Source organism: Arthrobacter sp. AD-310 (assembly GCF_054656615.1).
On record NZ_BAAHNO010000006.1, the window covers coordinates 77,312 to 96,261 of the forward strand.

An 18,950-nucleotide genomic window follows, 5' to 3' on the forward strand; every position below is an offset into this window, starting at 1 on the left:
CCCGCGCTGCCATGGCGGTGGTGAAGTGACGCTGGCACTGAAAGCCGAAGGCCCGTCCAAGGTCGCCGGCCAGGAATTGAAGTCCGCAGGCCACGTCATCGTGGATACCCTGGTGTCGCACGGCATCCGGCGGGCCCACGTTGTCCCGGGGGAGAGCTTCCTCGATGTCCTGGACGGCCTTCACGGTTCGAGCATCGAGACCATCGTCTGCCGGCACGAGGGCGGCGCCACGTACATGGCCGAAGCCGACGGCAAGATGAACCAGCTGCCCGGAATCGCCATGGTCACGCGAGGGCCTGGAGCTGCGAATGCCCACGTCGGGCTGCACACGGCCTGGCAGGATTCCACTCCGATGGTGCTGTTCGTGGGGCTGATTCCGTTCGCCCACCGGGACCGGGAGGCTTTCCAGGAGTTCGACATCAAGGCGTGGTTCGATACGGGCGCCAAGCGCGTGATGGTCCTGGACCACGCCGAACGCGCTTCCGAAATCGTCGCCGAAGCATTGTTTGCGGCCATGAACGGCCGTCCCGGCCCCGTTGTCGTCGGCCTGCCGGAGGATGTCATCCGGCAGCAGATTCCGGCCGAACTCCATCCCCCGATTCCCGTGGCCACCGGAGGCATGACGGCAACGGACTCGGACGCCCTGGCGGCGGCCCTTGCCGCGTCGACCAAGCCATTGTTCGTTACGGGCGGGAACGACTGGACCCAGGAGGGCGCCGACAAACTGACAGCCTGGCTGGAAAAGCACCACATCCCCGCTGCGGCCGAGTGGCGCACCGAAGGTACCGTGCCGTTCAACTCACCCTCTTACGTGGGCCCGATCGGTTACGGCCGACCCCGGCCTACCTATGACCTGCTGGAAGAAACGGACTTGCTGGTCTTCGTGGGCACCGTCCCGGGTGATGTCATCACGGACGGTTTCCTCTGCCGCCAGGACTGGAGCAAGAAGAACTTCCTGGTCACCATCGACCCGTCCCTGCGGGGCCGGTCCGGCCCCGTCTCCTACCAGATCGTGGCCAAGCCCGACGTTTTCGTCCGCGACCTGGCCAAGATTGAGCTTCCCGTCAAGGAAGAATGGAAGGCCTGGACGGCTCGGATGCGCGGCGAACAGGTTGCCTTCGCCGCACTCCCGGCCGCGTCGCCGTCGGACGGCCCTGCACGCATGGATACCCTGATGGCCAACCTCGTGCCCACCCTGCCCGAGGACGCGATGGTCACCCTCGGCGCGGGCGAGCACACCAACTGGGCCCACCGCTATTTCCCCACGCAGCGCTACGCGTCCATGATCAGCGCCCGCAACGGATCCATGGGCTACTCCGTCCCCTCCGCCGTCGCCGCTTCTTTGGAGTACCCCGGCCGGCGCGTAGTGACCATCGCCGGTGATGGCGAATTCCTTATGAACGGCCAGGAACTGGCAACCGCCGCGCAGTACGGTGCCACGCCCTTGGTGATCGTGATGGACAACCAGGAGTACGGCACCATCCGCACGCACCAGGAACGCCACTACCCGCAGCGGGTCTCCGGGACGCAGTTGAAGAACCCGGAGTTCGCGCTGATGGCCCAGGCCTTCGGCGGCTTCGGTATCAAAGTCGAACGCGACGCTGACGTTCCGGCCGCGATCGACGCGGCACTCCGGGCCATCGACGAGGACAAGGTGTTCGCCCTCATCCACCTCGTCGTCGAACAGCGCGTCAAAGCCTACTAACCCCCAACCCGGATGGTTGAGCTTGTCGAAACCGCTTTTCGACGCGCTCAACCACGGGCCCACAGACTCTTTAGGAGCACCATGACGATTTCTGAGATGTCCCCTGACATTACATCTGAGCGCGAAGCCGCGCTTATCGCCTCCGTCCCCACCGGCCTGCTGATCAATGGCGAGTGGGTGGACGCGTCCGACGGCGGCACGTTCGATGTGCACGATCCCGCCTCCGGGCAGGTCCTCGCCACCCTCGCCTCGGCCACGAGCGAGGACGCGCTCGCCGCGCTGGATGCGGCTGACGCCGCCCAGGCGTCCTGGGCACGGACTGCACCGCGGGTGCGGGCGGAGATCCTTCGCCGGGCTTTTGACCTGGTCACCGAGCGGGCCGAAGATTTTGCCCTGTTGATGACTCTGGAGATGGGCAAGCCGCTGGCCGAGGCCAGGGGTGAGGTCACCTACGGGGCGGAGTTCCTGCGCTGGTTCTCGGAGGAGACCGTCCGCGACTACGGCCGCTACCTGACTTCTCCTGAGGGGCAGAACAAGATCCTGGTCCAGCACAAGCCGGTTGGGCCGTGCCTGCTGATCACGCCCTGGAATTTCCCGCTCGCGATGGCCACCCGCAAGGTCGCCCCCGCCGTCGCGGCCGGCTGCACCATGGTGCTGAAGCCCGCGAAGCTGACCCCGCTGACGGCTCAGTACTTTGCGCAGACCATGATGGATGCGGGCCTGCCCGCCGGGGTCCTGAACGTTGTCTCCTCCGCTTCGGCGTCGGGTGTGTCCGGGCCGTTGCTGAAGGATTCCCGGTTGCGGAAGGTCTCGTTCACCGGGTCCACCCCGGTGGGGAAACGCCTGATGGCCGATGCCGCGCAGAACGTCCTGCGCACCTCGATGGAGCTGGGCGGGAACGCACCGTTCATCGTGTTCGAGGACGCCGACGTTGACGCCGCGGTTGAGGGGGCGATGGCGGCCAAGATGCGGAACATGGGCGAGGCCTGCACCGCGGCCAACCGGTTCCTCGTCCATGAATCCGTCGCGCGGGAGTTCACCCGGAAGTTCGCTGCCGCGATGGGCGCCCTCACCACCGGCCGGGGCACCGATCCTGCGACTAAGGTCGGGCCCCTCATTGACGGCGGTGCCCGGGACGATGTGCACGCTCTCGTGGCCGCCGCCGTGGACGCCGGGGCGGTGGCCGTCACCGGCGGTGCGCCGGTGGACGGGCCGGGGTACTTCTACCAGCCCACCGTCCTCGCCGACGTCCCCAATGACGCGGCGATCCTGGGACAGGAAATCTTCGGACCCGTCGCCCCCGTCACCACCTTCAGCACCGAAGACCAAGCCATCAAACTGGCCAACGCTTCGGAGTACGGGCTCGCGTCCTACCTCTACAGCAAGGATTTCAACCGGCTCCTGCGGGTGGCCGAGCAGATCGAGTTCGGCATGGTCGGGTTCAACGCCGGCGTCATCTCCAACGCCGCAGCACCCTTCGGTGGCGTCAAACAGTCCGGCCTCGGACGCGAAGGCGGCAGTGAAGGCATCGCCGAATACACCACCACCCAATACATCGGCATCGCCGACCCCTACGCCGGCTGACGACTGCCCACACGGGCCCACTTATACGGCGGGAACCCCTTAGAACCGGGGGTTCCCGGCGTCGCAGGTGCCCTAAAACTGGGCTGGTGTGGATACCGGCGGCGGCGCCATAGCTCCGCGGCTCGATGAACGTAACAATGGTTCGCCCGATTTCCCGGGGTTTGCGGAGTGCCCGATAATCAGAAGCGGACCCTGGCACCTCTGCCGCTTCTCCACTTTTTCGCATTTCTGCGTCCCACGCTGGCGTGGACGCCTTCTAACTTCGGGACACTTCTTCATGGACGGATCAAGCTTCGTAGCGCTCTTCCTGGCCGGAAAAGACGACACTGCAACAAGTGCACTGCCGCACGCCCCCCGGAGGGTCAAGCCGCGCAAGCCGCAGCTGTCCAAGTGGGACGTCCGCCGGGGCCGCCCTGGCCAGCATGCTGCACCGCCTCGCGTGGGCCATCGAACCGGATACACGAAGCATGTTCTGACCACCCAGGGTAGGAGAGCCGCCAAGCGCTCCTGCCCTGCGTGGTGAAATGCTTTTACGCGCGGGAGCCGCTAAGGGATTCCTCCAACGCCGCCTGACCTGCCGGCTCTCCAGAGACAATGCGCCCCGCCTTGATAACCGTCCGCGTCCGGCTCTCATCCCAAAGCACTGACGGCTCGTCGAAGGGATTGCCGTCCAGTATCACCAAGTCCGCACAGGCCCCTTCCGCGATCCGTCCGAGGTCTTCCCGCCGCAGGAGTGCCGCGTTCGTCGACGTCGCCGAGCGGAGTGCGTCGTGGTCCCCGGACTTCCTACGAAGGCGCCCTCCGGCCGTTGGGCTCTTGCGCAATATCTTCTCCCTGGAGGGGAAACAGGCCATCCAAGTTAGCGATAAATCAGCAGCCTTATCAAGGCTGCTTCTGACGTACGCCGGTTAAAAAGCGCCAGCTTTCGGGCATTTTCGCCTCAAAACTACCAAGAGCCACATCTTCAACAGATTTTTCTAAACCTCTTGATAGTGCGCTAACTCAGCGTGTAAGTTAGCTCACAGCCCCAAAGGTGGGGTGATCACGAACACAAGGGAGTGTTGTTCATGCGGAGAACTGCAACTGGAATTCGTCGGAACAAAAAACTCGGCAAGGCAGCTCTGTGCGCTTCTGTGCTGACGGTCGCCATGTTTGGGCTGGCTGGCTGCAAGGGCAGCGCCAGTGCGGACAACGCGGAGGAGAAGGCAAGCGGTAAGGGGCTGGTCATCGGCTGGAGCCAGCGCGGCATCAGCGGCAGTGACTGGTGGAAGACCCTTGTCGAGGGCGGCCAGGCTGAAGCGGGCAAGATCGGGGCGCGCCTCGAGTTGCTTGATGCAAATGGTGATACCGTCCGGCAGAACGCTGACGTTCAGACCCTCATCACAAAGGGCGTGGACGTGGTGATCATGAACCCCAACGACCCACTTGGCGTCGGACCCTCGGTTCAAGCCCTGAAGGATGCCGGTATACCGGTCGTCACCGTCAACTCAAGCCTGGACAAGTCCCTGGTCCCGGACATGTTCTGCTACGTGGCTGAGGATCAGGAGCACACCGGCTCTCTCGCCGGCGAAGCCGCAGCTCAGAAAGCCCTCGAGAAGTACGGCGACAAGGGCGAAATCAAGCTCGTGGGTATCGGCGGCTTTCCGGGAGACGTGCTGAGCGACCTCCGGTTCAACGGTTTTATGACGGGCTGGAACCGCGTCATGGACAAGCACCCGGGAGTCACCACCGTAAAGCTCGATACGAAGTACGGGGAATGGAAGCCCGACAAAGCGCTCGCCCCGATCCGGGACGTTGCCACCGCAAACCGGGACCTCAAGGTCATCTACAGCATGAGCGACGTCATGCACGGCGGCATTGTCCAGGGCCTGCAGCAGGCCGGTCTCTGGGGTGACGGGATCCTCATGGCCAGCTACGACGGCGGCATGGGAGCAATCAAGGAAATGGTCGAAGACCCGAAGGGCCCGTTGCAGGCTGATGCTTCCAACCAGCCGTGGGACCAGGGCGAGGCCGCAGTGCAGATGGCACTGGCTGCCTTCAATGGCGACCAGTCGCAGTGCCCGGACAAGACCAACTACATCGACACGACGGTGATCACGCCCGCCGAGGCGCCGGAATACTACGTCCCCACGGACACCTACGTCCGTGCAAAAGACTGAGCTCCCTGACCGGCGCCGCCCTGTGGCCGGCCGATCCACCCAGAGCCCTATATAAGGAGCATGATGCTCGCCCATAATCCGGTCTCGCCTTCCACCGCAGCGGCGGAGACGGCACGAGACATCCACGACGGCGCTTCGGAGCTGCGGCTCGATGGCGTCACCAAGTCCTATCCCGGCGTGCAGGCGCTGAAGGGCGTAAGCTTCAGCGTCGCCCGCGGATCCATCCATGCACTTGCCGGGCAGAACGGCGCAGGCAAGTCGACGCTCGTGAAAATCCTCTCCGGAGCGGAATCCCCGGACGGCGGAAACATCCGCCTCGGCGGCGAGCTTCAGCGCTTCCGTGACCCCATGGACGCCCAGCGCGCCGGGATCCACACCATCTACCAGGAACTCTCGCTCGTGCCGTCCCTCTCGGTTGCTGAGAATATTTTCCTCGGCCAACTGCCCAAACGGGCGGGGGCCTCTGTCGACTGGCAGCGTATGCAGTCCGAAGCCCGGACCGCACTCGACCGGGTGGGCTTCGACCTCGATGTGCGCCGCCCCGTAGCAAGTTACTCCACCGCAGAGCAACAGGCGGTCGAGTTGGCCAAGGCCTTGCACAAGGACGCCCGGGTCCTGCTCCTGGACGAACCCACCTCCACGTTGCCCCTGCCCGATGTCGAGCGGCTGTTCACCGTTCTCCGCTCGCTGTCCGACCAGGGCGTGACACTGCTGTACATTTCACACCGCATGGACGAGCTCTTCTCGCTCTGCGACGCAGTGACAGTGCTGCGCGACGGCGTGAACGCCGCGGATCTGAAGACAGCAAACTCCAAGCCTGCCGACGTCGTCACGGCAATGGTCGGGAAGAGCCTCGAAGGGTCCATTGCTGATGCAGCCCTCCGCGGGGAACGCTCGCCCAGCCTGGGCGCCGGACCCCGGGAGCGGGTCATCCTTTCCGCCCGCGACCTCTCCGAGCAGGGGTACGTGGACAAAGTATCGTTCGAGCTGCGTGAAGGCGAGGTCCTCGGCATCTCGGGACTCATCGGCAGCGGCCAGTCAGAACTGGCCGGCCTCATCGCAGGTGCGCGGAAGCGGACTTCCGGGGAGATCCGCGTCGATGGGAAAGCAGTGGACTTCCGTGCCCCCCGCGACGCGATCCGTCGCGGGATCGGGCTGCTGCCGCAGGACCGCAAGGCAGCGGGCTTTATCCCGGACATGGGCGTCGCCGGCAACATCACGCTGGCCAGCCTGCCGCAATTCAGCCGGCTGAGCGTGATCCAGTCCCGCCGGGAGCGCGGCGTGGCTACGGACATGGTGGCCCGGCTTGGCATGAAGGTATCCGGGGTGCACCAGCCACTCAAGACGCTGAGCGGCGGAACCCAGCAAAAGGCCATCCTGGCCCGCTGGCTTGTCCGCCAGTCACGAATCCTCGTGTGCGACGAACCCACCCGCGGCGTGGATGTCGGGGCGAAGGAAGACATGTACGAGCTCATCCGTGAGTTCGCCCAGGCCGGAGGAACGGTGGTGGTGGCGAGCTCTGAGATCACGGAGGCGATGATGTGCGACCGCGTCCTCGTAATGGCGCGCGGCCAAGTCGTCGCCGAACTCGACCATGACGACATCGATCCCTCAGGCAACGCCATCCTTGAGCGCTTCGCCTGACGGCCCCCTCGACCAGTTTCTATTCAGGAGAACAACCATGTCCCGGACCCTGTCGCCCCTGCCCCAAACAAGCGGCGCCCCCTCCACCTCCCCATCCGCCAGCATCGGCTCCCGCCTGCGGGGCAGCGCCCTCCGCGCCCTGCCGAAGAGCTACCTCATCCTTGTGCTCCTTGCGATCATCGCTGTGGGCTATTACGTCTCCGACGACTTCCTCACGTTCCGCAACGCTGAAAATGTGATCACAGCCGCCTCGATCGTCGTCGTGCTGGCCATCGGCCAATACTTCGTCATCCTGACGGGCGGCATCGACCTCTCCGTGGGGTCGATCCTGGCTATGTCCACGGTAATCACGGCACTGACCTTGCAGTCCGGAATGCCCGCCGGTGCGTCAGTCGTGTTCGTGCTTGCCTGCTGCGCTGCCGCCGGACTGATCAACGGCGTCCTCATCGTCTGGTTGAACATTCCCCCGTTCATTGCGACGCTCGCCATGATGAGCGCCGTAAAGGGCTTCAGCTACATCATCCAGTCAACAAGCCTGATCGAAATCAAGGACCAGTGGATCATTGAGGCTTTCTCCCGCGGCAGCTTCCTCGGCATCCGCAACCCGGTCCTGATCTTCATCATCGTTGCCCTGGTTGCCGCGCTCGTGGCCAAATACACCACCTTCGGCCGCTCGCTCTATGCAATCGGCGGCAACCCTGAAGCCTCACGGCTCTCGGGCCTGCCGGTGGCACGGAACCTGATCATCACGTACACAATCTCCGGCGTGCTCGCCGGCCTGGCAGGCCTTGTCGCCGCAGCACAGTTGAGGCAGGGAAGCTCCCTCATCGGCGTAGGTTACGAACTCGACGCCATCGCAGCCGTTGTGGTGGGCGGCGCCTCCCTCATGGGCGGCAAGGGCGATCCCCTGAACGCGGTGATCGGCGTGTTCATCCTGACCACCATCATCAACATCATGAACCTCGTTGGGATCTCCTCGGAGCCGCAGCTGGTCATCAAGGGCGGCGTGATCATCCTGGCCGTCTTCCTCTCCAGCGCAGGCGGTGTCCAGAGGATCTCCGCGTTCTTCTCGAAACATTTCCGGCGCACCCAGACCGCTTAACCGTCTACCCATCGTCAACCCTTCAGCTTCAGAAAGCAGGAATCATGTCCATTCGCCCCTTCGGCCGCACCGGCCTGGCCGTCTCTGAGATCTGTGTCGGTACCAGTGCGCTCGGCAGCTTTCCCGCCCAGTACGGTTACGAGGTCGATGAAGATACCGCCGTCGCCACCATCCACCGCGTCTTTGACGGACCCTTCACGTTCATCGACACGTCGAATGAATACGGCGGCGGTGCAAGTGAAGAACGGATCGGCCGGGCCATCGCCGAGCGCGGCGGCATCCCCGAGGGATACGTCGTCGCCACCAAGGTCGATCCGCTTCCCGGCAGCACCGACTTCTCGGGGGACCGCGTCCGCCGGTCAGTAGAGGAGAGCCTTGAGCGACTCGGGCTCGATAAACTCCAGCTCGTCTACCTGCACGACCCCGAGAAGATCTCTTTCGAGGAGGGGGTAGCCAAGGGAGGCCCGCTGGAAGCCCTCACCGAACTCCGGGATCAGGGTGTTATCCAGTACCTGGGCGTCGCGGGGGGCCCAATCGATCTGGAGCTGCAGTACCTTGCGACGGACGCATTCGATGCCGTCATCAGCCACAACCGCTACACCCTCGTTGAACAGACCGCAGAGCCGCTCCTGGAGGACGCGGCCCGCCGCGGAGTCGCCTTCGTCAACGCCGCCCCGTTCGGCGGCGGGATGCTCGTCAAAGGACCCAAGGCCGTCCCGCGGTACTGCTACGCCCCGGTGGACCAGGCGACGATCGACAGGGTCCTGCGCATGGAAGAACTGTGCGGGCAGCACGGCGTCCCGCTCGCCGCAGCTGCCCTGCAGTTCTCGGTACGGGATGACCGTGTTGCGTCCACGATCGTCGGAATGTCCCAGCCCAGCCGGGTCGAGGAAACCCTCCGGCTGCTCAACCATGACATCCCCGAGGAACTCTGGGACCAGCTCCTGCCCCTTGCCCGCGAGGGCCGCAACGGCATTGAAGCCGTGACGGTCTGACCGCCAGGGCGCGAAGCAGCGAATTTACGAAAGGAAACAAGCAATGACCAGGAAGAAGCAGCCTGAGCCGGTTGATGTCGTCATCGTCGGCGCAGGCGCGGGCGGGGCAACCGCGGCGAAGGTGCTGTCGGAGGCCGGCCTGAAGGTGGTGGGCCTCGAGCGTGGGCCGTGGCTGAAGCCCGAGCACGCCTCGGGAGACGAGCTCAAGTTCCTCAACCGGAATTTCATCTGGCAGGATCCGAAGATCAAGCCGCGGACCTACCGCCCAAATGACAAAGTCGAGGCCGAAATCACCAACTTCTCCGCAACGCCTCAGGTCGTCGGCGGAGGCACCACCCACTGGGGTGGCATGGTTCCGCGAATGGCCGAGAGCGATTTCAAGCTGCGCAGCCTGCACGGCGATGTTCCGGGCGCAAGCCTGGTGGACTGGCCCATCTCCTATGACGAACTGGAGCCGTACTACACACGCGTCGAGTGGGAGTTCGGCACGTCGGGTCTCGCCGGGGCGAACAAGTGGGAAGCGTGGCGCAGCCGCGGCTACCCCACCAAGCCGTCGCCTCTGAGCCAAATCGGCCGGACCTTTGCCACCGCGATGTCCAAGCTGGGCCATGGCACATTCCCGATGCCGCAGGGCATGGTGACCGAACCCTACCGGGGGCGTCAGCCGTTCAGTGAGAACGGTTTCTGGCAGCAGTACCCGGACCCGGGAAGTGGCAAATCATCCACGCTGATCAGCTTCATCCCGGACGCGATTGCGACCGGACGCTACGACCTTCGCTCCGACTCCTACGTCAGCGAGATACTCGTCGGCAAGGACGGACGCGCCACCGGTGTCCGCTACCAGGACGAGGACGGCGACGAGTTCGTCCAGCATGCGAAAGCCGTGATTGTCTGTGGGGGCGGCATCGAAACCCCCCGCCTGCTGCTCATGTCAAAGTCAGGGCTCTTCCCGGACGGCCTCGGCAACGGCAGCGGTATGGTGGGCAAGAACGCGACCTTCCATCAGTACTCGTTCTCGGTGGGCCTGTTCGACCGTGAGGTCAGCGATCCGCTCTACGGGTGGGCCGGCCACTACATGAGCCTGTGTTCGTTCGACTTCTACGAGACGGACGAGAGCCGGGGCCACATCCTGGGGTCACTGATTTTCCCGTCTATGATCGGCCACCCGGTGAACTGGAGCTTCCCGGGCCGGCCTACCTGGGGCCAGGCGGCAAAGGACGCCGACCGCGAGTTCTTCAACCACAGCATGAAAATCGGTGTCCTCCTGCACGACCTGCCGGTGGAGGACAACAGGGTGGACCTTGATCCGAACGTCAAGGACGCCTGGGGCCTGCCGGTAGCCCGGATCACCCATACGCCCCACTCAAATGACTTCGCCCAGGAACGCTGGCAGGTCGCCAAGAACGGGGAAATCCTGGAAGCCGCAGGGGCGAAGAAGGTGATTCCGGTCAACATGGAACGGATCACGGGCAACACCTCGCACGAACTGGGAACCGCCCGTATGGGCAACGATCCGGCGACCTCCGTCGTTGACCGCTGGTGCCGCTCCCACGAGGTACCGAACCTGTACGTTTTCGACGCCAGTTTCTTCCCGACGGCGACCGGTATCAACCCGGCACTGACGATCATGGCGAATGCCTGGCGGTGTTCTGACCGCATCCTCCAGGTGGACCGCCATGGCTGGTCCGAAAACTGATTCACACTTCACACAGGACACGAAAGGACACATGTCACATGGGACAGGCTGAATGGGCGACCGTGCCCATCTCACCGCGGGACGTCGACGGGCCGGTCTTCTTCACCGAGCACGAGTGGAACACGATTGAAGCGGCGTCCGCACGGATTATCCCCACCGACCACCACCCGGGTGCGCGTGAGGCCAAGGTGGTCCGCTTCATTGACCGGATGCTTGCGGGAACGCAGTTTATCTTCCCGGCGGCGGACGGCAACGGGTTCCTCCGGATGGAGGGCCGCGAGGAAGCAGCATGGCAGGAGCGCATCAACCAGCGCCGGGAGTTTTACCGCGAGGGCGTCCTGGAGCTGGATCGGCTCGCGAAAGAGCGTGCCGACGTCGAATTCCTCCAACTTACGGAAGAGGACCAGGACGCGGTGCTTGAGACACTCTCGGGTGCGGCCAAGCCGCATGCTTTCTCACTGGAGCACTCCGAGGCCGGCCTGGGGGGTGCGCCGGCGGGAAACCAGCCGGTCAACGAGGACTTCCTGGAGTTCTTCCCGCTGCTGGTGCTCAACACCCGCCAGGGTTTCTACGGTGACCCGGTATACGGCGGCAACGAGAACCGCGTCGGTTGGGGGGTCATCGGCTTCGACGGGCCTCCTTCGCTTGCCTCAACCATGGACGGCAGCTACACCACCCGCAAGTATATGGTGGAGGGGGCCGAATGGCCGTACGACCAGCATCCCGAAGTCCTGCGGTACCGGCGTCCGTGACAGCTGGCGCGCCGGGCAGCGGTGCGTTCCGGACCTCGTTGAGGGTAGCCGGGGATAATGGAGTGATGTCCACGAATCCCGCGCCCTCAGAAGCCCGAGTCACCAACGGGCGCGGGGAGCGGTTGGCCTCCAGGTCAAAGGCTCCCCGGATGTCCGACGTTGCCCGGCTCGCCGGGGTCTCCCAGCAGACCGTGTCACGGGTTGTCAGGGGAGCCACCAATGTTGATCCTGACATCCGCCAGCGCGTCGAGCACGCGATTGCGCAACTCCGGTACCGCCGGAATCCCGCAGCCGCCGCGCTCGCCAGCAACCGGACCATGACCATCGGTGTTGTCAGCTTCGAACTCTCGGTCCTGGGCCCAACGGTGGCCCTGTACGGTATTTCCGAGGAAGCCCGGCAACACGGCTATGCCACGCGTTTAGTCACGCTGGCCAGTCTCGAACGTCGGGATATCCGGGCGGCGTTCGAATCCATCAATTCGGACACGGTTGACGGCGTGATCGTGCTCGCGCCCCTCCTGGATGCGATCACGGTGCTCGAGGACCTCGACATCGGCGTCCCCGTGGTGACCTTCCAGCAAGTATCGCATCCGAGCCCGACAAGCGTGTCCGTTGACGAAGTGCGGGGGGCCCGGATGGTGGTCCGCCACTTGCTGGACCTCGGGCACGAAACGGTGTGGCACGTTCAGGGCCCGCCCGGATGGATGGCAACGTCGTCCCGGGTGCAGGGCTGGGCGGAGGAACTGGGGGCGGCTGGACGCGTCGTTCCGGCGCCCCTCGCAACAACGGACTGGTCTGCCGCGGAGGGATACCGCGTGGGATGTGAACTTGCCGCAAGGAAGGACGTCACGGCGGTTTTTGCCGCCAACGATCCTTTCGCGCTCGGAGTGATCAAAGCCATGGACGACGCCGGACGCAACGTGCCGGACGACGTCAGTGTGGTGGGATTCGACGACGTCAAGGAAGCACCATTCTTCCGGCCGGCGTTGACGACCGTGAAGCTCGATTTCGAGGCCATCGGCCATATTGCTGTGGGCCGCATCCTCGCGATGATCAAAGAGGAGGCGGAGGGGGACATCCCCCTGCTGGAACCGCTCCTCATCCTCCGCGACACCACAGCACCGCCGCGCAGCAGGCGCTGACCGCACCCGCGCCTGCCCGCACCCGTGTACCCGCGGCTGAACCCAAGCCGCGGGGCCAGGGGCCTCCTGCCCCGATTTTCAAAATCAACCATCCCGGGTCTTGCAATTTTCCGCAAAATCCGAATACCGTGAGTTAGCGCTAACTCAGGTACTCAAAGAAGAGAAAAGAGAAAAAACAATGGTCGATCCATTTGTCGTCGTTGCGGTTTCGCCGCGGACAATCAATGTGAAGAATCCCGGCGACGGCGTCGCCAACGTCAAGCGCATCAATGAATTCATCGACACCGCCGTGATGGTCGGTCGCTGGGAGGGTTCTCCAGTCAAGCTGGTTGTCCTTCCCGAAATGGCAATCCAGGGCATGATCGCCAACACGCCTGGTAACCGCGAACGGGAGCGCCACTTTGCCGTGACGATCCCCGGACCGGAGACGGACGAGCTGGCAAAGAAGGCCGTGGAACTCAACACCTACATCGCCGCCGAGCTGTACATGGTGAAGGATGACGACTTCCCTGACCGCCACTTCAACGTCGCCTTCATCATCGATCCGCAGGGTGACATCATCTACAAGCGCTACAAGGCCACCAGTGATGCCTACGAGGGCGGCATGCTAGGCAACATGAACCCGCACGACGTGTGGGACGAGTGGATTGAAAAGAAGGGCGATGGCAACGCAATGGACGCCATCTTCCCTGTGGCGAAGACCGAGATCGGCAACATCGGGTACGCCATCTGCCACGAGGGTGTCTACCCCGAGGTGGCGCGCGGGCTCGCGATGAACGGCGCCGAGATCATTATCCGCGGCACCCTGATCGAGCCGGCCGTGCAGAACGGCATGTGGGAACTGCAGAACCGGGCGCACGCCATGTTCAACTCGGCGTACGTTGTCGCTCCCAACCTCGGACCTGAAGTCCGTGAGGACGGCAGCATGCAGGACCTGTTTGGCGGTCAGTCCATGATCGTCGGTCCGCGGGGCCAGGTCCTGACCAAGCAGCAGGGCTGGACGTCGGGTGACTCGTTCGTCTGCACCACGATCGACATCGAGGCGCTCCGCCGGGCCCGCGTGTCGAACGGCCTGTACAACCAGTTCAAGGATCTTCGTACAGAGCAGTACCGGGTTATCTACGACAACCCGATCTACCCGAAGAACCAGTACCTGGACGCACCGCCCAGCGAGGACTGGCTGGCCCGGGAAGATTCGACCCGGGCGGCCAATATCGAGAAACTCATCGAGCGCGGGGTACTCACACCGCCTGCCGGCTACAAGGCCTAGCTTGGGGGGTCGGCCGGGGTGCGCTTTGCGCACTCCGGCCGATTCATGCCCTGGGGCCAATCAGGCCGGGGCGTCCCACCTGGAGCGCCCGAGTACGCTGTCGGAGAACCCGCAGATTTCGGTTCCCCTCCCACGCTTGAATCGCAGCCTGCGGACGTAAACTGACCTCCGCACCACAGTTTTGTGGACACTGCGTCAGGTAGGGGAGCCGCCATGCTCTGGAAACTGCTTGTTGAATACGTCCGGCCACACCGGACACTGCTCGCCGCCGTCGTGGTTTTCCAGCTGGCCCAGTCCATGGCCTCCCTGTACCTGCCCACTTTGAACGCGGACATCATCGACCATGGCGTGGCCACCGGGGACATCGGCTACATCCTCAGTGTGGGCGGCGTGATGCTGGGGATCACCCTGCTGCAGATCGTCTGCGCGGTGGTTGCCGTGTACTTCGCGGCGAAAGCGGCGATGGGTGTGGGCCGGGACCTGCGCGGCGCGATCTTCACCAGGGTGGGGGAGTTCTCCGAGCAGGAGGTCACCAGGTTCGGCGCGCCCAGCCTGATCACCCGCTCCACCAACGACGTCCAGCAGGTCCAGCAGCTGGTACTGATGTCCGCCACCATGCTGGTCACCGCGCCCATGCTCAGCATCGGCGGGGTGATCATGGCGGTCCGGCAGGACGCCCAGCTGTCCTGGCTGATCGCCGTCGCCGTCCCGGTGCTGCTGGTCCTCGTCGGCCTGCTCACCGTCCGGATGGTGCCGCTGTTCCAGAAGATGCAGAAGCGGATCGACACTGTGAACCGGGTCCTGCGCGAGCAGCTCACCGGTATCCGGGTGGTCCGCGCGTTCGTCCGTGAGGACATCGAGAGCAGGCGGTTTGCCCATGCCAACGAGGACGTCACGGACACCGCCCTGCGCGCCGGCCGGCTGATGGCCCTCGCGTTTCCGCTGGTCATGCTGGTGCTGAACGTCTCGTCCGTGGCCGTGATCTGGTTCGGGGCGTTCCGGATCGAGGACGGGTCCATGCAGGTGGGCACCCTGATCGCGTTCCTGAGCTACCTGCTGCAGATCCTGATGTCCGTCATGATGGCCACGTTCATGGCCGTAATGATCCCGCGCGCCGCCGTCTCCGGGGACCGGATTGCGGAGGTGCTGCGGACGGAGTCGAGCGTCCGGCCGCCGCTTCATCCGGTAGTTACGACGGCGACGCAGGACGGCCGACGCCGCGGCGGGTTGGAGATGCGCGACGTCGGTTTCGCGTACCCGGGTGCCGACAAACCGGTCCTGTCCAACATCAGTTTCACGGCCAGGGCGGGGCAGACGACGGCGATCATCGGCAGTACCGGCTCCGGCAAGACCACCCTGGTGAACCTGATGCCACGGCTCTTCGACGCCACCTCCGGGTCCGTGCGGATGAATGGCGTGGACGTCCGCGAGCTGCACCCGGACCTGCTCTGGGGGCACATCGGCCTGGTGCCGCAGCGGCCCTACCTGTTCAGCGGCACGGTGCGGAGCAACCTGCTCTACGGTAAGCCGGACGCCACCGAGGACGAGCTGTGGGACGCGCTGCGGATCGCCCAGGCCCGGGATTTCGTGGCGGAGATGGAAGGCGGCCTGGACGCGCCCATCAGCCAAGGCGGCACTAACGTTTCCGGCGGGCAGCGGCAGCGGCTGGCCATAGCCCGGGCCCTGGTGAAACGGCCCGAGCTGTACATCTTCGACGACTCGTTCTCCTCCCTGGACACCGGCACGGACGCCCGGCTGCGGCAGGCGCTAAAGCGCAGCACTGCCGGTGCCACACTGGTGGTCATCGCCCAGCGGGTGTCCAGCATCGTGGATGCGGACCAAATTTTGGTGCTCGACGACGGCAGGATCGTGGGGCGCGGAACGCACAGTGAGCTGCTGGAGACGTCGGAGACGTACCGCGAGATCGTCTCGTCCCAACTGGCGGCGGAGGAGACGGTATGAGCCCGGAAGCCACTCCCGCACCCGGCACCAAAGCCGCACCCGCATCCCCAACCGCAAGTCCCGCCGTCGTACGCATTCCGCGGCCGGCAGGCGGACCGGGGCGTGGCGGGCCGTTCGCCGGAATGAACGTGCCCGCGGAAAAGGCGATGAACTTCTGGCCGTCGGCCAGGCGCCTGATCGGGACGCTGCGGCCGGAGCGGGCGTGGCTGCTGCTGGTGTTCGTAACTGCAGTGGCCGGGGTGGCGCTTTCCGTAATCGGGCCGCGGCTGCTGGGTGAGGGCACCAACCTGATTTTCGCCGGGGTGGTGTCCCGGGAGCTGCCCGCCGGGGTGACCAAGGAGCAGGTGATCGCGCAGCTGCGGGCGTCGGGGGAGGGGCAGCGGGCTGACATGCTCAGTGCAATGGACCTGGTGCCGGGGCGGGGGATCGACTTCGTGGCGCTGGGGAACGTGCTGACGTGGGTGCTGGTGCTGTATGTGCTGGCGTCGGCGTTTATGTGGGTGCAGGCGTATGTGCTGAACGGGGTGGTGCAGCGGACGGTGTTCGGGTTGCGCGAGGAGATCGAGGCGAAGATCCACCGGCTGCCGCTGCGGTACTTCGACTCGATCCAGCGCGGTGAGCTGCTGAGCCGGGTCACCAACGACGTGGACAACATCTCGCAGAGCCTGCAGCAGACCATCTCCCAGGCGGTGACGTCGGTGCTCACGGTGGTGGGTGTGCTGGTGATGATGGTGGTCCTGTCGCCCACGCTGGCGCTGATCGCGCTGGTGACCATTCCGCTGACGCTGGTGCTGACGGCGCTGATCGCCAAACGTTCGCAGAAGCTGTTTGTGGCGCAGTGGAAGCACACGGGGGAGCTGAACGGGCAGATCGAGGAGACCTACACCGGGCATGCGCTGGTGAAGGTGTTCGGCCGGCAGCAGGAGGTGGGGGAGCGGTTCCGGGAAAAGAACGCGGAGCTGTACTCGGCCAGTTTCGGGGCGCAGTTCATTTCCGGGCTGATCATGCCGGCGATGACGTTCATCGGGAACCTGGTGTACGTGGGGATCGCCGTGGTGGGCGGGCTGCAGGTGGCGTCGGGGGCGATGCAGCTGGGCGATGTCCAGGCGTTTATCCAGTACTCGCGGCAGTTCACCATGCCGCTGGCGCAGCTGGGGTCGATGGCGAACGTGCTGCAGTCCGGGGTGGCCTCTGCGGAGCGGGTGTTCGAGCTGCTGGATACGTCCGAGGAGTCTGTTGAACCTCCTGCTTCTGCCGGGCCGGTGTTCGGGCGGGGGCGGCTCGTGTTCGAGGATGTGTCGTTCTCGTATTCGCCGGACAAGCCGCTGATTTCTTCTTTGTCCTTGGTGGCGGAGCCGGGGCAGACGGTGGCCATAGTGGGGCCCACCGGAGCGGGCAAGACCACGCTGGTGAACCTGATGATGCGGTTCTATGAGATCGAGTCGGGGCGGATAACGCTCGACGGCGTGGACGTCACCACGGTGCCGCGGCGCGAGCTGCGCTCGCGGATGGGGATGGTGCTGCAGGATACGTGGCTGTTCGGCGGGACGATCCGGGACAACATCGCCTACGGGCGGCCTTCTGCTTCTGAGGACGAAATTCTGGAGGCGGCCCAGGCGACGTACGTTGACCGGTTTGTGCGGTCCTTGCCCGACGGGTACGACACGGTGCTGGACGATGAGGGGTCCAACGTGTCCGCGGGGGAGAAGCAGCTGCTGACGATCGCGCGGGCGTTCCTGGCGCGGCCTTCGGTGCTGATCCTGGACGAGGCGACGTCCTCAGTGGATACCAGGACGGAGGTGCTGGTGCAGAAGGCGATGAGTGCTTTGAGGAGCGACCGGACTTCCTTTGTGATTGCGCACCGCCTGTCCACGATCCGCGACGCCGACCTCATCCTGGTGATGGAGGCAGGGCGGATCGTGGAGCAGGGGACGCACGCTTCACTGCTGGCCGCTGGTGGGGCGTACGCGCGGCTGTATGAGGCCCAGTTCGCGGCACCCGCGGCGGAGGTTTAGGTTCACGGGCGTCCTGCGTTACGACGCCGGAGCGCAGGGCCGGCGTACGCTCAGGCCGGTGCCCCCGCGAGGTTGCCGGCCGGGAGGGGCAAGCGCTGCCCGTTGATCTGTCCGGCTTCCCGGCCGAAGATCTGCCGTACGGCGTCGGCAAGGACATTGACGTCGGTATAGCCCGGAAATTTCCGTTCCGGCTGTGCTGCACGCATCCGGTCATCAACCAAGGCCTTGACGACGAAAACCAGCGCGGCCGAGTGCTGTGCGGTATGCGGGCTTTCATGTCCTCCCTGCAGGTGCCGGAATCCGTCCGCTACGGCAAGAGTCCAGGCCTCGGCAGCGGACTTGACGGCGGCATAGGCGGCGCCGCCCGCTGTCGGTGACGACGCGGACTGTGCGGAAACGACGGCCAGGCGCCCCACAGGGGAGGCTGCGACGTCGTCGTAAAAAGCGCGGCTGGTGTTCCGCAGCGTGGTGAGGACGCTGGTATGCAGGAAGTCCCAGTCCTCATCCGTCTGTCCCGTGATTCCAGTACCGCCCCGCCACCCTCCTACAAGATGGATAAGGCCGTCCGCGGTCCCCAGATCGTTCCGGACACTGGCCGCCAGGTCCTCAACGGCTTGCCGGTCGGCGAGGTTGCAGGCATAGCCGGTGACGTTGTTGCACGCGGCCGCGAGCTCCTGCACACGATCCTCAAGGATATCTACGGCGGCGACGCGTGCCCCTGCCAGCGAGAGGGCATGGACTACAGCGACGCCTGCGGCGCTTGTGGACCCGGCGACGACGACTGTACGACCCGAAAGTTCCTGGCTCATGCGCGCGCCCCGCCCTTGACCGTTACAGGGCTCTTCCCGATGACCCAGGCGATTGATTCGATGGTGGTTGCCTCTTCAGGCTGTGCGATTACAAACATGCTCGTTCCTTCGGCTC

The 18,950-nt window shown here is 64.8% G+C and carries 14 protein-coding genes; 12 read left to right on the forward strand and 2 right to left on the reverse strand.

What is annotated here, in order from left to right:
* The first annotated feature begins 25 nt into the window (after positions 1–25).
* The gene (locus tag ACYQ1Z_RS03410) at positions 26–1,705 is read left to right on the forward strand and encodes a thiamine pyrophosphate-dependent enzyme (RefSeq protein WP_459791094.1); all 1,680 of its coding nucleotides are present in this window, start codon (positions 26–28) and stop codon (positions 1,703–1,705) included.
* Positions 1,706–1,786: 81 nt separating this feature from the next.
* Entirely contained in the window at positions 1,787–3,289 is a 1,503-nt protein-coding gene (locus ACYQ1Z_RS03415) for an NAD-dependent succinate-semialdehyde dehydrogenase (RefSeq protein WP_459791095.1), read from the forward strand.
* 530 nt (positions 3,290–3,819) lie between these two features.
* On the opposite strand, the gene ACYQ1Z_RS03420 is transcribed toward ACYQ1Z_RS03415, so the two are convergent.
* Entirely contained in the window at positions 3,820–4,143 is a 324-nt protein-coding gene (locus ACYQ1Z_RS03420; RefSeq protein ID WP_459791096.1) for an amidohydrolase family protein, read from the reverse strand.
* 213 nt (positions 4,144–4,356) lie between these two features.
* Here ACYQ1Z_RS03420 and ACYQ1Z_RS03425 point away from each other — a divergent pair, with 213 nt between their 5' ends.
* The 10 genes from ACYQ1Z_RS03425 (at position 4,357) to ACYQ1Z_RS03470 (ending at position 18,026) form a co-directional block, all read left to right on the forward strand.
* Complete coding sequence (locus ACYQ1Z_RS03425) at positions 4,357–5,448, forward strand: sugar ABC transporter substrate-binding protein (RefSeq protein WP_459791097.1); 1,092 nt, start codon at positions 4,357–4,359, stop codon at positions 5,446–5,448.
* A 63-nt stretch (positions 5,449–5,511) separates the two neighbouring features.
* Entirely contained in the window at positions 5,512–7,092 is a 1,581-nt protein-coding gene (locus ACYQ1Z_RS03430) for a sugar ABC transporter ATP-binding protein (RefSeq protein ID WP_459791098.1), read from the forward strand.
* Between the two features lie 37 nt (positions 7,093–7,129).
* On the forward strand, positions 7,130–8,194 hold the full coding sequence (locus tag ACYQ1Z_RS03435) for an ABC transporter permease (RefSeq protein WP_459791099.1): 1,065 nt from the start codon (positions 7,130–7,132) through the stop codon (positions 8,192–8,194).
* A gap of 44 nt (positions 8,195–8,238) precedes the next feature.
* The gene (locus ACYQ1Z_RS03440) at positions 8,239–9,189 is read left to right on the forward strand and encodes an aldo/keto reductase (RefSeq protein ID WP_459791100.1); all 951 of its coding nucleotides are present in this window, start codon (positions 8,239–8,241) and stop codon (positions 9,187–9,189) included.
* A gap of 43 nt (positions 9,190–9,232) precedes the next feature.
* Positions 9,233–10,885 carry a GMC family oxidoreductase gene (locus tag ACYQ1Z_RS03445; protein WP_459791101.1) on the forward strand — a complete coding sequence of 551 codons (1,653 nt, stop codon included), beginning with the start codon at positions 9,233–9,235 and terminating at the stop codon, positions 10,883–10,885.
* Between the two features lie 38 nt (positions 10,886–10,923).
* On the forward strand, positions 10,924–11,637 hold the full coding sequence (locus tag ACYQ1Z_RS03450; protein ID WP_459791102.1) for a gluconate 2-dehydrogenase subunit 3 family protein: 714 nt from the start codon (positions 10,924–10,926) through the stop codon (positions 11,635–11,637).
* 149 nt (positions 11,638–11,786) lie between these two features.
* The gene (locus ACYQ1Z_RS03455; protein ID WP_459791227.1) at positions 11,787–12,779 is read left to right on the forward strand and encodes a LacI family DNA-binding transcriptional regulator; all 993 of its coding nucleotides are present in this window, start codon (positions 11,787–11,789) and stop codon (positions 12,777–12,779) included.
* A gap of 178 nt (positions 12,780–12,957) precedes the next feature.
* A complete protein-coding gene (locus ACYQ1Z_RS03460) occupies positions 12,958–14,049 on the forward strand; it encodes a nitrilase-related carbon-nitrogen hydrolase (RefSeq protein ID WP_459791103.1) in 1,092 nt (363 codons plus the stop codon).
* Between the two features lie 213 nt (positions 14,050–14,262).
* Positions 14,263–16,011: an ABC transporter ATP-binding protein gene (locus ACYQ1Z_RS03465; RefSeq protein WP_459791104.1), complete on the forward strand. Its 1,749-nt coding sequence runs from the start codon at positions 14,263–14,265 to the stop codon at positions 16,009–16,011.
* Positions 16,008–18,026 (forward strand): ABC transporter ATP-binding protein, encoded by a 2,019-nt coding sequence (locus ACYQ1Z_RS03470; protein ID WP_459791105.1) that lies wholly within the window; start codon positions 16,008–16,010, stop codon positions 18,024–18,026. Before ACYQ1Z_RS03465 ends, ACYQ1Z_RS03470 begins: the two co-directional genes overlap by 4 nt.
* 50 nt (positions 18,027–18,076) lie before the next feature.
* Here the strand turns inward: ACYQ1Z_RS03470 and ACYQ1Z_RS03475 are convergent, their stop codons facing one another.
* The gene (locus ACYQ1Z_RS03475) at positions 18,077–18,835 is read right to left on the reverse strand and encodes an SDR family NAD(P)-dependent oxidoreductase (protein WP_459791106.1); all 759 of its coding nucleotides are present in this window, start codon (positions 18,833–18,835) and stop codon (positions 18,077–18,079) included.
* Positions 18,836–18,950 lie beyond the last annotated feature (115 nt).

Coding starts and splice junctions, on each gene's coding strand:
- ACYQ1Z_RS03460 (WP_459791103.1), top strand. CDS start 12,958: ATGGTCGATCCATTTGTCGTCGTTGCGGTTTCGCCGCGGACAATCAAT.
- ACYQ1Z_RS03465 (WP_459791104.1), top strand. CDS start 14,263: ATGCTCTGGAAACTGCTTGTTGAATACGTCCGGCCACACCGGACACTG.
- ACYQ1Z_RS03420 (WP_459791096.1), bottom strand. CDS start 4,143: ATGGCCTGTTTCCCCTCCAGGGAGAAGATATTGCGCAAGAGCCCAACG.
- ACYQ1Z_RS03440 (WP_459791100.1), top strand. CDS start 8,239: ATGTCCATTCGCCCCTTCGGCCGCACCGGCCTGGCCGTCTCTGAGATC.
- ACYQ1Z_RS03415 (WP_459791095.1), top strand. CDS start 1,787: ATGACGATTTCTGAGATGTCCCCTGACATTACATCTGAGCGCGAAGCC.
- ACYQ1Z_RS03445 (WP_459791101.1), top strand. CDS start 9,233: ATGACCAGGAAGAAGCAGCCTGAGCCGGTTGATGTCGTCATCGTCGGC.
- ACYQ1Z_RS03470 (WP_459791105.1), top strand. CDS start 16,008: ATGAGCCCGGAAGCCACTCCCGCACCCGGCACCAAAGCCGCACCCGCA.
- ACYQ1Z_RS03425 (WP_459791097.1), top strand. CDS start 4,357: ATGCGGAGAACTGCAACTGGAATTCGTCGGAACAAAAAACTCGGCAAG.
- ACYQ1Z_RS03430 (WP_459791098.1), top strand. CDS start 5,512: ATGCTCGCCCATAATCCGGTCTCGCCTTCCACCGCAGCGGCGGAGACG.
- ACYQ1Z_RS03450 (WP_459791102.1), top strand. CDS start 10,924: ATGGGACAGGCTGAATGGGCGACCGTGCCCATCTCACCGCGGGACGTC.
- ACYQ1Z_RS03455 (WP_459791227.1), top strand. CDS start 11,787: ATGTCCGACGTTGCCCGGCTCGCCGGGGTCTCCCAGCAGACCGTGTCA.
- ACYQ1Z_RS03475 (WP_459791106.1), bottom strand. CDS start 18,835: ATGAGCCAGGAACTTTCGGGTCGTACAGTCGTCGTCGCCGGGTCCACA.
- ACYQ1Z_RS03435 (WP_459791099.1), top strand. CDS start 7,130: ATGTCCCGGACCCTGTCGCCCCTGCCCCAAACAAGCGGCGCCCCCTCC.